At 55.4% G+C, this 13405-nt stretch carries 17 protein-coding genes; 8 read left to right on the top strand and 9 right to left on the bottom strand.

The window, feature by feature from the left end; all coding sequences use genetic code 11:
* The first annotated feature begins 189 nt into the window (after positions 1-189).
* Both EXR70_22405 and EXR70_22400 read left to right on the top strand, forming a co-directional pair.
* Positions 190-573 carry a type II toxin-antitoxin system RelE/ParE family toxin gene (locus EXR70_22405; protein ID MSP41248.1) on the top strand — a complete coding sequence of 128 codons (384 nt, stop codon included), beginning with the start codon at positions 190-192 and terminating at the stop codon, positions 571-573.
* Positions 570-845, top strand: coding sequence for a helix-turn-helix domain-containing protein (locus tag EXR70_22400; GenBank protein MSP41247.1), 276 nt, complete (start codon positions 570-572; stop codon positions 843-845). Before EXR70_22405 ends, EXR70_22400 begins: the two co-directional genes overlap by 4 nt.
* 217 nt (positions 846-1062) lie before the next feature.
* Here the strand turns inward: EXR70_22400 and EXR70_22395 are convergent, their stop codons facing one another.
* From EXR70_22395 to EXR70_22380, 4 genes are all read right to left on the bottom strand, one after another.
* On the bottom strand, positions 1063-2010 hold the full coding sequence (locus tag EXR70_22395; GenBank protein ID MSP41246.1) for an LLM class F420-dependent oxidoreductase: 948 nt from the start codon (positions 2008-2010) through the stop codon (positions 1063-1065).
* Positions 2007-2573 (bottom strand): MOSC domain-containing protein, encoded by a 567-nt coding sequence (locus EXR70_22390; protein ID MSP41245.1) that lies wholly within the window; start codon positions 2571-2573, stop codon positions 2007-2009. The genes EXR70_22395 and EXR70_22390 overlap by 4 nt, the downstream gene beginning before the upstream one ends.
* A gap of 77 nt (positions 2574-2650) precedes the next feature.
* Positions 2651-3133, bottom strand: coding sequence for a cupin domain-containing protein (locus EXR70_22385; GenBank protein MSP41244.1), 483 nt, complete (start codon positions 3131-3133; stop codon positions 2651-2653).
* Between the two features lie 31 nt (positions 3134-3164).
* Complete coding sequence (locus EXR70_22380) at positions 3165-4226, bottom strand: amidohydrolase (protein ID MSP41243.1); 1062 nt, start codon at positions 4224-4226, stop codon at positions 3165-3167.
* Between the two features lie 133 nt (positions 4227-4359).
* Between EXR70_22380 and EXR70_22375 the strand changes: the two genes are divergently transcribed.
* From EXR70_22375 to EXR70_22355, 5 genes are all read left to right on the top strand, one after another.
* Positions 4360-5016 carry a tetratricopeptide repeat protein gene (locus tag EXR70_22375; GenBank protein ID MSP41242.1) on the top strand — a complete coding sequence of 219 codons (657 nt, stop codon included), beginning with the start codon at positions 4360-4362 and terminating at the stop codon, positions 5014-5016.
* On the top strand, positions 5013-5198 hold the full coding sequence (locus EXR70_22370; protein MSP41241.1) for a tetratricopeptide repeat protein: 186 nt from the start codon (positions 5013-5015) through the stop codon (positions 5196-5198). Before EXR70_22375 ends, EXR70_22370 begins: the two co-directional genes overlap by 4 nt.
* A gap of 5 nt (positions 5199-5203) precedes the next feature.
* Entirely contained in the window at positions 5204-6262 is a 1059-nt protein-coding gene (locus EXR70_22365; protein MSP41240.1) for a tetratricopeptide repeat protein, read from the top strand.
* A gap of 386 nt (positions 6263-6648) precedes the next feature.
* A complete protein-coding gene (locus EXR70_22360) occupies positions 6649-6963 on the top strand; it encodes a hypothetical protein (protein MSP41239.1) in 315 nt (104 codons plus the stop codon).
* A 155-nt stretch (positions 6964-7118) separates the two neighbouring features.
* The gene (locus tag EXR70_22355; GenBank protein MSP41238.1) at positions 7119-7364 is read left to right on the top strand and encodes a hypothetical protein; all 246 of its coding nucleotides are present in this window, start codon (positions 7119-7121) and stop codon (positions 7362-7364) included.
* 87 nt (positions 7365-7451) lie between these two features.
* Here the strand turns inward: EXR70_22355 and EXR70_22350 are convergent, their stop codons facing one another.
* Positions 7452-7934, bottom strand: coding sequence for a type II toxin-antitoxin system VapC family toxin (locus tag EXR70_22350; GenBank protein ID MSP41237.1), 483 nt, complete (start codon positions 7932-7934; stop codon positions 7452-7454).
* Positions 7879-8079, bottom strand: coding sequence for a hypothetical protein (locus tag EXR70_22345; protein ID MSP41236.1), 201 nt, complete (start codon positions 8077-8079; stop codon positions 7879-7881). Before EXR70_22345 ends, EXR70_22350 begins: the two co-directional genes overlap by 56 nt.
* A 228-nt stretch (positions 8080-8307) precedes the next feature.
* Here EXR70_22345 and EXR70_22340 point away from each other — a divergent pair, with 228 nt between their 5' ends.
* Complete coding sequence (locus EXR70_22340; protein MSP41235.1) at positions 8308-9897, top strand: hypothetical protein; 1590 nt, start codon at positions 8308-8310, stop codon at positions 9895-9897.
* 93 nt (positions 9898-9990) lie between these two features.
* On the opposite strand, the gene EXR70_22335 is transcribed toward EXR70_22340, so the two are convergent.
* Genes EXR70_22335 through EXR70_22325 form a run of 3 tightly spaced genes read right to left on the bottom strand, consistent with a single transcriptional unit; the run spans position 9991 to position 13216 of the window.
* Complete coding sequence (locus EXR70_22335; protein MSP41234.1) at positions 9991-11013, bottom strand: ABC transporter substrate-binding protein; 1023 nt, start codon at positions 11011-11013, stop codon at positions 9991-9993.
* Between the two features lie 5 nt (positions 11014-11018).
* Positions 11019-12224: an aromatic ring-hydroxylating dioxygenase subunit alpha gene (locus tag EXR70_22330; GenBank protein ID MSP41233.1), complete on the bottom strand. Its 1206-nt coding sequence runs from the start codon at positions 12222-12224 to the stop codon at positions 11019-11021.
* Between the two features lie 17 nt (positions 12225-12241).
* Positions 12242-13216 (bottom strand): hypothetical protein, encoded by a 975-nt coding sequence (locus EXR70_22325; protein ID MSP41232.1) that lies wholly within the window; start codon positions 13214-13216, stop codon positions 12242-12244.
* Positions 13217-13405 lie beyond the last annotated feature (189 nt).

Genomic DNA, 13405 nt, shown 5'->3' with positions numbered 1-13405 from the left:
CGGCCTCAACCACGGTGATCTCGCTGCGATATACTCGTTGAATTACGTCTAGTCGTTTCTCGTCTTTCATTGTCAGGGTTGTCATCCTTCCACCCTGACATAATTACGTTGCCGTTAACCCCTGACATAATCACTTTGCTACAACAGGCTGCGAATCATTAGATTGCCGGTGCATACCATATATGATATATAGGACAGGTGGCTAGCTTTTCCTCGTGGGAGATCGAGTACTACGAAACCGCTGGTGGGTCGATTCCGGTCGCAGAGTTTGTCGACGAACTTGCTCAGCCAGCCCAGGCAAAGTTTCTTCGCTCTTTGGAACTACTTGAGCAATATGGCCTGCTCCTGCGGGAGCCGTGGGTTAAAAACATCCAAGGCGTTGCGAAACTCAGAGAACTGAGATTTTCATCGTTCGGCGGGATTTACCGGGTGTTTTTCTTTCCTATCTCCGGTAGAAAGCTCGTTTTGCTTCACGGATTCAAAAAGAAATCTCAGGAAACGCCAAAGCGAGAACTGAAAACCGCCGAAGCTCGCATGAAAGACTACGTTCACCGGCATGGAGGTAAAATATGAATTTTCAAACGCACAAGCAAAAACTGCTAAAAAACCCGACAGTAAAGCAGGAATACGAAAAGCTCGGACCGGAGTTCCAACTCGCGCAAAGCCTGATCAAAGCCCGGATGAAGAAAGGTTGGACGCAGTCGGAACTAGCCCGCCGGGTCGGCATGCAACAGCCTAACATCGCACGACTCGAAGGTGGCAACTACGATCGGGTTTCATTACCTACTCTGAAAAAAGTAGCCCGCGCACTTGGAGCGGTTATTGAGATTAAACTTTCCGCGTAAGTAAACCCGCAAGATTATCAAGAAGGCAAAACTCCGGCGGGTAGGTGACGCCACAGTCTGATCGTTTCTTCCCTCCTTATCTCCGTCGCCGTCGAGATAGCCGGCGCCCGGCTGGCGCGGTTCTCCGCGAGACCTCAATCACTTGAAATATCGATGCGCAGCGAATCGGAGCCGGTTTACGTAAACTTAGGCGCCATTCGGATGAGGCGCACTGCGTTTAAACCTTGGGGAACACTTCCTTCGTCATCCAATCCATGCGCTCGAGAGTTTCATTGATAGTCGGTTGGCGCACGTCGAAGATCATGGTGTCTACTCCCGCGGCGCGGTAATCGCGAATGTCCGACGCAACTTCTTCAGCGCTGCCGATAAAACGGCGACGTTTTCCCGGCGTGATTTGTTTCTCACGGTCGAACAGGGAGCCTTTCAATGCGATGCGAATTTTTTTCGGATCGCGCCCGGCCTTGACCGCGTATTCGAAAAGCATGTCCATGTCTTGTTTGATCCCCTCCGGTTCTAAAGGGATCGTCGGCACGCCGCCGATGGGATGCCAGCCGTCGCCCAAGCGCGCGGCGCGGCGAATCGCTTGTTTGCTGTGGCCGCCGATCCAGATCGGGATCGTCGGCTGCTGCACCGGCTTGGGCAAGAATATAATGTTGGAGAAGCTACAATACTTGCCGGTGAAGCTCGGATTGTCGCTGGTCCACAGCTCTCTAAACGCCGCGATATACTCGTCGGTCACTTTGCCGCGCTCGGCGAAATTTTCAGTTCGAATCGTTTCGAACTCTTCTTTCATCCAGCCGACGCCGGCGCCGACGATGACACGACCGCCGGAAAGAACATCCAGACTCGCGAGCATCTTAGCGGTGACGATGGGATTGCGATAGGGCAAGATCATCACACTGCTGACGAAGCGAATGCGTTTGGTCGCACCGGCGAGATAACCCATCGTCATCAGCGTTTCCAAGTGATAACCGGTACCGGGATATTTACCGTCGACGGTGTAGGGATAGGGCACCGAAATATTTTTCGGCACGACGACGTGATCGGCGACGGTGATGCAGTAGAAACCGAGCGCTTCGGCTTGTTGGGCGAAACGCACCAACTCTTCAGGTTTAACGCCCGCGCTCGACGCCGGCAGATGTAAGCCGTATTCCATCGTGGTCATCCCGCCTGTGCTGTTGAAATTTGAGCAGCTTGTAACACCACCGCGTCGCCGACTCGAATCTCGCCGTCGCTGACAACCGCCGCCTTCAAACCGCTGCGATGTTCCAGCGCTTTGAAAATTCTCGGCAACTTGGTCACGGCGACCAGATGACCGCAGGGTTCGAACAAACGGATACCGCGCATACGCACGTTGCCGACGGTGAATTCGCGCCCCAATAATTCGATGAGCGCCACACCGCGGGTGACGATATTGCGACGAGAAAGCCTGCCTACGCCATCAACGCCGAGTTCCTTGGCGGCAAGAGCGAGAACTTCATCTTCAATCAAACTGACCGCTTTGTCCGAACGGTTAACCGCGCTCCATGAATCGCGAAAAAAGCGATCGCCCTCCAAGCCGCGATCGGCAAAGGCGCGCACTTGAGAAAGCGAGATCATCTCGTCCGCCGAATTGGCCGCGATAAAAATTTCTCCGACGCTTCCCTGCCCCAGCGCGCTCTCAGGTTTGAAACCGCGCCACGACTCCCGGGGCATTTCCTCGGGCATGGCGCGAACCGCTTGTACCATTTCGCCCCCCCCAAACGACACCGGCCACTGAGACTTCCCAGTGGCCGGTGATTTCGAACCGATAAATTTACCGGCGCTTATCCAGCCGAGTCGGCAAAAAAGCGCGTGTCTTCGAGCGGCGACACGGTCTTGTTCTCTTCCGAAGAAGCGATCAACGGTTTGCCGTCCGGACGCACGCGCATATCCTCACCGCCTTGCGCTTTGCCCTTGATGCCCGCGCCGACGCGGATCACGACCAAGTTCTCCGTGCCGGTGTTGAGATAGCGATAGTAGGCGCCCTTGGGGATCATCACGCCCTGGTGTTTTTCGACTTTGATCTCACCGCCCTTTTCGTCGAAGACGCTCATTTGGCCTTCGAGAACGATAAAAGAGTGGTCTTCATCGAGATGAGTATGAATTTCATTCTCGCCGCCCTCGTAATTGATCTTGGTGTGGATCCACATATTCTCAGTCTCGGCGACGAGCTGGGTAATCCGTCCCTGCTTCATGTAGGGCGTGCGCAGGGAAAATTTTTGCGTGTGCGGTTTGGCTTCCGGTGCGAGTTTTTTTGCTGGTTGCATGGGTGCTCCTTTCAATTGTGTCGGTTAATATTTAGGCGTTAATGCCGTCGACTTTAATATGGTACAGGTCGAGAACGTTTTGGCGCACCACTTTGTCGATCACCGCCTTGGGCAAGTGGCCCAACTCATCGGTGATCACTTGGCGCGAGTGCGGCCAGGTGGAAGCGGCGTGTGGATAATCGCTCGACCACATGAAATTATCTTCGCCAAACCAATCCATCATGCGCCCGCCGCACGGATCGCTGAAGAAAGTCGCGAACACCTGATCTTTGACATATTCGCCGGGCAGCTTTTTCATGTATGGCAGCGGCGCCTTGTAACTGTGGCGGACATAATATTTGTCCCATTCGTGACAGTAGAAAGGAATCCAGCCTACTTCGTTTTCAACATAGACCAATTTGAGCTTGGGAAACTTCGCCAAAGGACCGCCAAAGACGAAGTCGAACAAAGTGTTCGCCGCGTCGGTGAGCTTTTGGTTAACGGTCATGCGGTAGGTATCCAAACCTTTGCGGTCGAAACGGCTGTAGTTGAAGCCCGTCAAGATATGCACGTTGACCGGCATGTCGAGTTCGCCGGCGGCCTCCCAGAACGGATTGTAGTAATCGCTGGTGAACGGTAAATGGTCCGGCGGCACTTGCCAGATCATACAGCCGATCATGTCATTCTTCTTGCAGCGTTCGAGTTCCTTGATCGCGTTGGGGATGTTGTACATGGAAATATTGGGAATACCGAAGAGTCGGCCCGGCGCGGCTTTGCAATAATCCATCATCCAATCGTTGGCGATCTGAAAACAGGCTTCCTGCAGCTCGGCATCTTCCAGGGCGAAAAGACGCAACCCGAACGTCGCGTAGAGAACCTCCGCGCTGACGCCGTCGACGGCCATTTCACCCAAGCGCGCCTTGGGGTCGTATCCACCCGGCTTCTCGCCCACCACATTGCGCGGCGGAAATTTCGGAAACTTGGCGCGCAAGCTCGGCGTTAAATTCTTTTCCCAAAGATCCTCCGGCTCCATGATATGGGAATCCGACGAGACAATTTTATCTTGTCCCAAAACTTGTTCCGCGGTGCGTTTCACCGCAGTCGCTGTGGTCATAGGCGTTACCCTCCTCAATACGTGATAATTCACAGCAATATTCTTTTTTGCCGAGTTTGTCTAGGGCATTAGACAGGCCCAGCCGAGGGACAAAAGAATTGGACATAAGCGCCGCCATACGTTAAATCACATTATGCCTCTAGACACCCACATGAGACCAATTCGGAACTTCTTGCTCCTCTTGTTAGCGTTCCCTGCCCTCGCTTTTGGCGCCGAGGCGCAAAACGCTTTTAGCGACGGGGTTAAATATTACCAGGCCGGCAAATTTAAAGAGGCGGTCGGCGCGTTCGATCGCGCCGTCAAGGCCGCGCCGAAATCCGATGAAGCCTACAACAACCGCGGCCTGGCCTATTTCAAAATGGGCCAGAGCGACCACGCCATTAAAGACTACGAAGAAGCAATCAAGCTCAATCCCAAATCGACCGACGCCTACTTCAATCTTGGCAACGCCCAATTAGCGCAGAAACAGTACGAGCGCGCGGTCAAAACTTTCGACGAAGTGCTCAAGCTCGACGCCAACGCGCCGCGCGCCCATCGCCAACGCGGCTTGGCGCATATCGCGCTCAAGCAATTCGACAAGGCGATCGGCGATTTGAGTCAAGCGCAGAAAGGCGACGCCAAGGATGTGGAGATCTATTACAACCGCGGCCTCGCCTACCGCCGCCTCGGTAAAAACGAGCTGGCGGTGCAAGATTACAGCGAAGCGATCAAGCTCCAACCGAAAAACGCCGAGTCCTACAACAACCGCGCCAACGCCTATTCCCTACTCGGTAATACGACGAAGCGGTGAAAGATTATGACGAAGCACTCAAGCTCGACGGAAAGAACGCCAGAATCTACGCCAACCGCGGCGTGATCCGGGTAAGACAAGAAAAAAGCGACGACGCTCAGAAAGATTTCCAAAAGGCGGTCGAACTCGACCCGAGCCTTAAAGACAAAGTCGACGCGCTAATGGCGCCAGCCAAACGGTAAAGGATATGACGAAACCATTTAATCTAATCGCAATCCTCCTGGCGCTGCTGGCGCTCGCGACGCGCGCCTGGGCCGGCCAAGCGGAAGATCCGCTCAAAGCGGCGCTCGAACTGCACGACGCCGGCAAAGTTAAAGAAGCCCTCGCCGAGTATGACAAAGTCATCAAAGCCAATCCCAAACTCGCCGAAGCTTACTTTAACCGTGGCAACGCTTATTACGACCTTGGGCAAAATCCCCAAGCGCTCAAAGACTACAGCGAAGCGATCCGCTTGAATCCCAAAGACGGCGAAGCCTACTTCAACCGCGCCAACGTCGAGCGCCGCATGAAGCAAGATCTGCCGGCGCTCAACGACTACGGCGTGGCGATTAAGTTGAATCCCAACGACCCGCGCAATTACGTCAACCGTGGCGCGATTCATTTCGACGCCAAGCGCTACGACACAGCGATCAAGGATTTCACCGAAGCGATTCGTCTCGATGCCAAGGACGCGCTGACCTATTATAACCGCGCCAACAGTTTTCTGGCCTTAGACAAAATCGCCGACGCCATCAAAGACTACGACGCCGCACTCAGCCGCGATCCCAAACTCGCCGACGCTTATTATAACCGAGGCATCGCCTACGCCGACACGGGCAAGGTCGACGACGCCATCCGCGACTTCGACGAAACCCTCAAGCTCAATCCGAAATCCGCCGAAGCCTTCTACAACCGCGGCTTGGCGAAAATGAAAAGCGGCAAACATGAAGGCGCCATCGAGGACTACAGCGAAGCCAGCCGGCTCAACCCCAAAGATCCCGAAGTGCCCTTCAACCGCGGCCTAACCTATGTCAAGCTAGACAAATACGACTACGCCGCCCGCGACTTCACCGAGGTCCTCACCCTCCAGCCAAAAAACGCCGACGCCTACGTCTACCGCGGCATCATCCGCGTGCACCAGAACAAAGACAAAGAAGCCGACGCCGATTTCCAGAAAGCCTTTCAGCTCAACCCAGCTCTCAAGAAAAAATTGCAACCGATCATCGATGAGGCCAAGGCGAAAGCGAAAGGCGGCGCGAAGCCGTAAATGTGATCAAATGATTTTCGATTTTCTATTTTAGATTAAGGGAGACAAACACATGAACGAAATTTTTCGAATTCGATGATTGGGTTTTCACTCCAAGAATCTAAAATCCAAATTCCAAAACCTAAAATGGCTGGTGGTGGGCGCTATGCTGTTGGCTCTTAGCTTTCCAACGAACGCGCAGCAGCCAACGAAAATCCTACGGATAGGATACCTATTTGCTCTCTCCACTTCCACTGCCTCGGCCCGCCGCGAGGCGTTCCGGCAGGGTCTGCGCGAGCTTGGATACGTGGAGGGGAAGAATATCATCATTGAGTATCGATACGCGGAGGCAAAATTCGATCGCCTGCCTACGCTGGCGGCCGAGCTAGTGCGTCTCTAAGGTAGACATCATTATCACAGGTGGTGGGCCAGCAACCCTTGCCGCCATGGAAGCCACGAATACGATTCCCATTGTCATGACCAATGCAGGCGATCCAGTTGGAACCGGGTTCGTCGCCAGCCTTGCGCGACCCGGCGGAAACATTACGGGACTGTCCACGCTTGCCCCTGAGCTGAGCGGAAAACGACTGGAGCTTTTGAAGGAGACCGTTCCTAAGCTCTCCCGCGTAGCCGTCTTCGGGACTTCGACCAACCCGGACAACGCACAAGTGTTAAGAGAGGTGGAGCTCGCCGCAAAGGTGCTGAAAGTGAAGCTTCAATAACTAGACGTACTAAGTCCCAAGGATTTTGAGACCGCATTCCGAGCCTCAAGCAAGGGGCGGGCTGACGCGGTCCTTATGATGGCGTCTGGCCCCCTCCCCTCCTTAATGCTCGCCGAAAAGAAATTTTAGAACTGGCGGTAAAGAGCCGGCTCCCGGTGATGTACCGCAGTCGGGAAGATGTGGAAGCCGGCGGGCTTATGACCTACGGCGTGAACAAGAAAGACTTGGACCGGCGCGCCGCTACGTATGTGGACAAAATATTGAAAGGCAGAACGCCCGCAGACCTTCCCGTGGAGCAGCCGATGAAGTTTGAGGTCGTCATCAATCTAAATGCGGCCAAGCAGATCGGCCTGACGGTTCCGCCGAACGTGCTGGTGCGGGCGACGAGAGCGATCAGATGATCGTAGATTTACAGAACGTTTTCTCGCGCGAATCAGGACTGGCCGATAGTGCGGTGGACGGATCTCAATGCGAATGGATTTTAAATCTTACAAAGATTCCAATTCAAAGCGGATATGGCTTCTAATCAAAAAGAAGTCGTCAACGTTGAGTGTGACCACTTTCGCCCCTACACTTCTGGCGCTCGCGGCAATGAGCAAATCGTTGATGAAACTACCGGTCAGACGATCTTTCAAATCCTTTCTCTGACGCCGCAGAGCGCCGAGAACGCGCCCCGCTTCTTTCCAAACTGTATGGGTTGGGGTGACGATTCTACGGGTACGTTCGAATGGCCGATACAGACCTTCAACGGCGGCGAGCCTGAGGTTGTCGGTAGCTCCCGCTAATAGTTCTTGCGCAACCACGGAGCTAATGAATGTTAGCGGAAGATTCGCTTCATAGCGCGAACGGAAGGCTGCGGCGAATTGCTTGGAACGGAGGAGTTCAATGTAAACGTTGGTATCGTAGATTACTTTTTCATCGCGCACGGAAGGCTGCTCCAAAGTCCGGATACTTTCCCGCTGCCCGGTCATAACCCCGCATGACGACGTTGCGGAATGCCACTAAGGAGAGAGCCTGCCGCACGGTATCGGATTCCGTTTTGGCCTTGAGTATTCGTTTAGCCTTTTTCAAGGCGCTCTCGTCGACCAAAAAGTTTTTACGCTTCAACGACTTCATGGTACTCTCCATTCCAATTCATGATTTGAAATCATACATACATGGACCCGTCAGGTCAAATTAGGGGGAGATCAAATGATTGAGGCGCATCTTCTCGAATGATCCTTAACCATATTCTCCGACCTTTGCGACCTTAGCGTTCTTTGCACGAGATATTTCGAATTTCTGTTGCGGCTTTGACGCGCCGGGGCTTCGTGGTAAAATCAATTTCCCACATAAGGATTACTAATGGGTGAGACCCGCGTCGACTTACAGCATTTACTCGAAGATCTGCGCGATGCTTATCCGGGGTCCATCGAAGAAACCATTCTTACCGAGATCATGGCCAACTCGCTGGATTCGGGGGCGACGCAAATTATTTTTGCCACCGACCCTGCGGCGCGCATGTTGACCGCGCTCGACAACGGCTCGGGCATGCAGCGGTGCGACTTAGCACGCTATCACGACATCGCTTCGAGCAGCAAGACGCGCGGCGAAGGCATCGGCTTTGCCGGCGTCGGCATCAAGTTGGGCCTGTTGGTCTGCGAATCGGTGTTGACTGAAAGCCGGCGCGGCAAGATCCACGTCGCCAGCTCTTGGTACATGTCATCGCGCCATCGCGCGCCCTGGAAATGGATTCCACCGCCCGGCTTGGTTGCCGAGCGCGGCACCGCCGTGCGGCTGACGTTGCAAAACGCCCTATCGCCGCTGCTCGATCCGGGATTTTTGGAAATGACATTGCGGCGCCATTTCCAACCACTGCTCGATCCCAACTTCGACGAGTTTTTAGCAACTCATTATCCCAAGGGCGTCGCCATTGAAATCAATGGCCGAAGCTTAACTAAACAGCACTGGCGCGCTGCTGAAACCGCGCAATTGGAAATTCGTCTCATGCGCCGGCGCAAACTTTCCGCCCTCGGCTATCTGATCCGCGACGATCAAGCGCTCGCCGAAGAGCGGCGCGGCTTGGCGGTCAGCACCTACGGCAAAGTGATTCGCCGCGGCTGGGATTGGCTCGGCGTGACCCCGAGCACGCCCGAACGCATCGGCGGCATCATCGAAGTGCCGGAACTCACCGCTTGCCTAACGCTCAACAAAGGCGACTTCATCCGCGCCGGCGCCCGCGGCGCGACTTATCTGGGATTTCGCAAAGCGATTCAGGAAGCGGTCGGCAAGCAGTTGGCGGCGTGGGGCGATGGCCGCGCCGCCAACGAGCAGGCGCCGCCCCGCGAAGTGCGCCCGCTGCAGCGCGATTTAGTTCAAGTGCTGGAAGAACTGTCGATGGATTTTCCGCTGCTCGGTTCGCTGATCGAGCAGCGCGCCGGCGGACAGAAAAGATTACCGCTCGGCTTGCGCGGCAGTAACAGCGACGGCAACGCGTTCATCAGCGCCTCAGTCACGGTTCTAGCGGAGAACGAAGAAAAAGTCGCGACGGAAGTAACATCCATCAGTGACGAAGCAGCGTCGAATGAAAATCCAAGTGTCAACGAGCCGGCCGCGGAATTTCCCCGAGCAGATCAGGCGATCCAATTAGCCGGTAAGACGATCGCGCGCCGGCCGTCGCACTACGGCCTCGATATCCAATTTGAAGATCGTCCCGATGACATCGAGATTGGCCGCCTGACCGAATCGACGGTCTGGGTCAATCGCACCCATCCAGCCTACCGCCGCGCCCAAGCCTCGCACTCGATCGGCTACCACATCGCGCTGGCGGTGGCGATGGCACTGGCGCCGCTCGCCGTCGAAGCCGCTAGCCAGCACGGCTTCGTCACGGCGTTTCTTTCCCGCTGGGGCGAAGCGCTCGACAAACCCAGCGCCGGCAAACAGCGCAGGCGGTAGAAGCAAGGGCGCGATGAATCGCGCCTCTACAGAATCCAATCATTGCGATCTTTGCGTTCTTTGCGGCCAATCTTCCGAATCCGAGCAAACCTTTTAGCGATACAGCTGCTGAATGAACCCTTCTTTGTCCAAGCCGCGGACGATCGAATCGTCGTAAAATTCTTCGGGCTTCGCCGTGCGCGTGCGGGGATCGTCGGTGATACTTTCCAGGGCCGTGCGGATGCCGCCCGGCGTGGCCAAGGGCGCGCGCGGAATTTTCGGCGCGAAAAGTTTATAGGTCTCGTCCAACACCGTGGCGTCGTTGATGCGCAGATATTTGCCCATGACACGCTTGGCGAAAGCCTCATCGGTTTTGAAGCGATGCATGCCTTCGATGAAGCCCATCAGAAAACGGCGGATGACATCGCGCTGGGATTGTAGATAGCGGTCGGTGACGACGATGTTGGAGCTGGCATATTCCAGAGCACTGTCGGAAATATCGATCAACTCTTTGAAGCCGGCCTTCTTCGCCGCGCTGGTGGTCGGATAAGACAGCATGCAGCCCTGCACCGCGCCGGCCTGCAACGCGGCGAATGCCGAGGGCACATCGCCGAACTGCAAGATCGCTACATCTTTGTCGGGCAACAGGCCGTGGGTTTTGAGCACGTAGCGAATGCCCAAATCGGTGTTGCTACCGAAGCGCGTTACCGCGACGCGCCTGCCTTTGAGATCGGCGACGGAGCGAATATCTTTCTGCGCGATCAGCGACAGCGCCAGACGGTTGAACGCCACGGCAACGATTTTCAAATCCGCGCCGCGCAGCCGCGCGCTCACCGGCGCGACCCCGCCGACCAGGGCGATCTTGATATCGCCGGCTAAAATCGCCGCCGTCATCTTGGAACCGGCGCCGATGAAAATCAGTTCGACATCCAAGCCGTGTTTTTGGTAGTTGCCTCCGTCCTTGCCGAGAAAGATCACCGACTGATTGCCCGACGGCGAACTGTAGCCGACGGTGATTTTTTGCAGCGCTTGCGCCGCCGACAGTGTGGGCCGGCACAGTGCAATGCCGATGAGAAAACCACAACCCAATCGCAAAGACCGCCGCCAGGTTGGTTTTCCCAAGCCTGCGCCGTCCATTTACTTTAATCTCGCACCACACTGCCGGCGCTTGTTTGTATCTTGCCTGCCTGCGCAGCGTCACGAATCACTCCCTTGGGATCATGGCCCGCTTGAACCGCGTGGATCGCCGTGCGCAAATTTTTTCTGAACATCATCACGCCTTTGTCCGACGTGACCAGATGCTCCAAGCTGTGCAAAGCGATAGGCCCCTGTCCTTCCACCGCCTCTTTGTCGTCCGGATGGCGCTGGGTGTATTCGAAACTCGCGTTCTTGCGCCCGCCCGGAGCGAGCTGCTCCCGGCCCGATAACGATTCGGCTTCGCCGTCGCGCAGCCAGCGGATGCTCGCGCCCAGTTGGTGCGTATCGTCGACCGGCACGCAGTAGCTTGCCGCGCGCACCCGTTCGCTATTAGGCTCGTCGGTGTAGACCAAATGCACGTTGAGCGGCATGAGCATTTCCCAAATCAGTTCCCACCACTTGCCGTTTTCAAGTTTGCGCGTGAGCACGAAGCGCATGCCCATGTCGGTCTCTTCGTACTTTAGCTCATCGGGATTCATGCCATAGGCCCGCGATGGAAACTGCGGGCCGCTGTGCAGCGTATGCAACCAAAAAGTGTGCAGCGCGTCCATTAAATTTTCTTCGGCTTGGAGCCAGTTGCAATTCACCGGGCCGCCGACCCGCGGGCCCATGCGCGCCTTGAGCGATCCGCCCGGCTTTTGCCATACGTCGTAAATCGGAAACTCCGGCAGCTTGTCGAGCGGTCCCATGTAGGCAAAGACCAAGCCGCCGAACTCGCGCACGGGATAACCAGGATGTTGGATCTGTTTGAGAAACGGATTGTTATTGGGCTCCAACGGCATCTCCAGCACGTTGCCTTCTACGTCGTAAAGCCAGCCGTGATAACAACAGCGCAGGCCCCGTTCCTCGACGCGGCCGTATTCGAGAGATGCGCCGCGATGCCTGCAACGAAAAAACAGCAAGCCCGCCCGCCCTTGACCGTCGCGAAAAGCGATCAACTCTTCGCCGAGAATTTTCACGGGTTTCGGCAAATCGGTTAGATCGGCGGAAGTACAAACCGGCTGCCAGTAGCGGCGCATCAGTTCGCCGCAAGCCGTCCCCGGCCCGACCCGCGTCAACTCCGGATCAGGCTCGGGAATCTTTAGACTATAGGCGCTCTTCACTGATAAACTCCTTGGCACTAAGGATTGAAAATTCCCCGGTGCAGTCATTTTGGAATTAAATCTAATTAGCGAAACTTATCGAAAAACTTTTCTTTCTCTAACTCCTGAAGCAAGCTCAGATCGAGAAAACTTTCCGGTTTTGCCGCCGGCTTCTTAAGCTCATCGAGCACCGCGCGGGTTTCGTCGATGGTTGGAAAGGGCCGTGTTTGGATGAATTTGACGGCATAGCGGTAACCCTCGTCAAGCACACTGGGATCGTCGATGCGCATATATTTCTTCAGCACGCTGATCGAGAACTCCTTCTGCCTGCCGATCGCATGCGCCGCGTCAATCTCGCCACGCAAGAAATTGAGCACGGTGGCGCGCTGGCGTTGAATAAAACTCCTGGTCGTCGCAAGGGCGGTAGCCGGATACTTGTAATCGAGCGTCTCGAAATCGACCAACTCTTTGAAGCCGGCCTTTTTCGCCGCCCCAAGCACGGGCGGCGACATCGATCCGCCCGAGATAGCGCCGGATTTCAGAGCTGTCAGAAGTTCGGGAATGCCGCCGATCTGAATGATTTGTACATCCCGTTCAGGGTCGATACCGAATCGGCGCAGATACCTTCGCACGACCACGTCGCTAATCGCGCCGAACCGGCTCACGCCGAAGCGTTTGCCGCGCAGATCGTCGGCACTTTTGATCTCGGGTGCGACGACAAAGCTCTGCGGGATTATATTGACCAAGGTTGCGAAATTGACGGTATCGGCTCCTTGCAACGCAGCCGCGACCGGTCCATTGCCGCCCAACTGGCCAATCGGAGCTTCGCCGGAGATCATCGCCGTGGTTACGATCGGTGTGGCGCGAATCAAAACGAGATCGACATCGAGGCCGTACTTTTTGAATAATCCCGCTTCGTATGCGACCCAGGTAGCTAACGACCAGGAACTTTGTACGGAGTAAGCAGCTTTGAGCTTTACCAACTGTGTCGATGCCGGTGCGGCAATGATGAGCTGAACGACGACCGTAAAGAACACGATGCGGATGAATTCGATATTCATGAGCCTCCCTAATGTTGCCGTGTCAACCGAAGAACATGGCGGGTGTTGTAGCAAAGTGATTATGTCAGGGGTTAACGGCAACGTAATTATGTCAGGGTGGAAGGATGACAACCCTGACAATGAAAGACGAGAAACGACTAGACGTAATTCAACGAGTATATCGCAGCGAGATCACCGTGGTTGAGGCCG

It is taken from the genome of Deltaproteobacteria bacterium (genome assembly GCA_009692615.1).
Taxonomy (GTDB): Bacteria; Desulfobacterota; Binatia; order UBA9968; family UBA9968; genus DP-20.
The sequence above is the reverse complement of the archived record's forward strand: the minus strand, read 5'-3'. Positions and strand labels throughout refer to the sequence as shown.

Bases quoted from the DNA above. Each gene is read 5' to 3' on its own strand.
- EXR70_22380 (MSP41243.1), bottom strand. From the start codon at position 4,226: ATGACCACAGCGACTGCGGTGAAACGCACCGCGGAACAAGTTTTGGGA.
- EXR70_22325 (MSP41232.1), bottom strand. From the start codon at position 13,216: ATGAATATCGAATTCATCCGCATCGTGTTCTTTACGGTCGTCGTTCAG.
- EXR70_22385 (MSP41244.1), bottom strand. From the start codon at position 3,133: ATGCAACCAGCAAAAAAACTCGCACCGGAAGCCAAACCGCACACGCAA.
- EXR70_22330 (MSP41233.1), bottom strand. From the start codon at position 12,224: ATGACTGCACCGGGGAATTTTCAATCCTTAGTGCCAAGGAGTTTATCA.
- EXR70_22335 (MSP41234.1), bottom strand. From the start codon at position 11,013: ATGGACGGCGCAGGCTTGGGAAAACCAACCTGGCGGCGGTCTTTGCGA.
- EXR70_22365 (MSP41240.1), top strand. From the start codon at position 5,204: ATGACGAAACCATTTAATCTAATCGCAATCCTCCTGGCGCTGCTGGCG.
- EXR70_22390 (MSP41245.1), bottom strand. From the start codon at position 2,573: ATGGTACAAGCGGTTCGCGCCATGCCCGAGGAAATGCCCCGGGAGTCG.
- EXR70_22340 (MSP41235.1), top strand. From the start codon at position 8,308: ATGGGTGAGACCCGCGTCGACTTACAGCATTTACTCGAAGATCTGCGC.
- EXR70_22400 (MSP41247.1), top strand. From the start codon at position 570: ATGAATTTTCAAACGCACAAGCAAAAACTGCTAAAAAACCCGACAGTA.
- EXR70_22345 (MSP41236.1), bottom strand. From the start codon at position 8,079: ATGAAGTCGTTGAAGCGTAAAAACTTTTTGGTCGACGAGAGCGCCTTG.
- EXR70_22375 (MSP41242.1), top strand. From the start codon at position 4,360: ATGCCTCTAGACACCCACATGAGACCAATTCGGAACTTCTTGCTCCTC.
- EXR70_22395 (MSP41246.1), bottom strand. From the start codon at position 2,010: ATGACCACGATGGAATACGGCTTACATCTGCCGGCGTCGAGCGCGGGC.
- EXR70_22350 (MSP41237.1), bottom strand. From the start codon at position 7,934: ATGACCGGGCAGCGGGAAAGTATCCGGACTTTGGAGCAGCCTTCCGTG.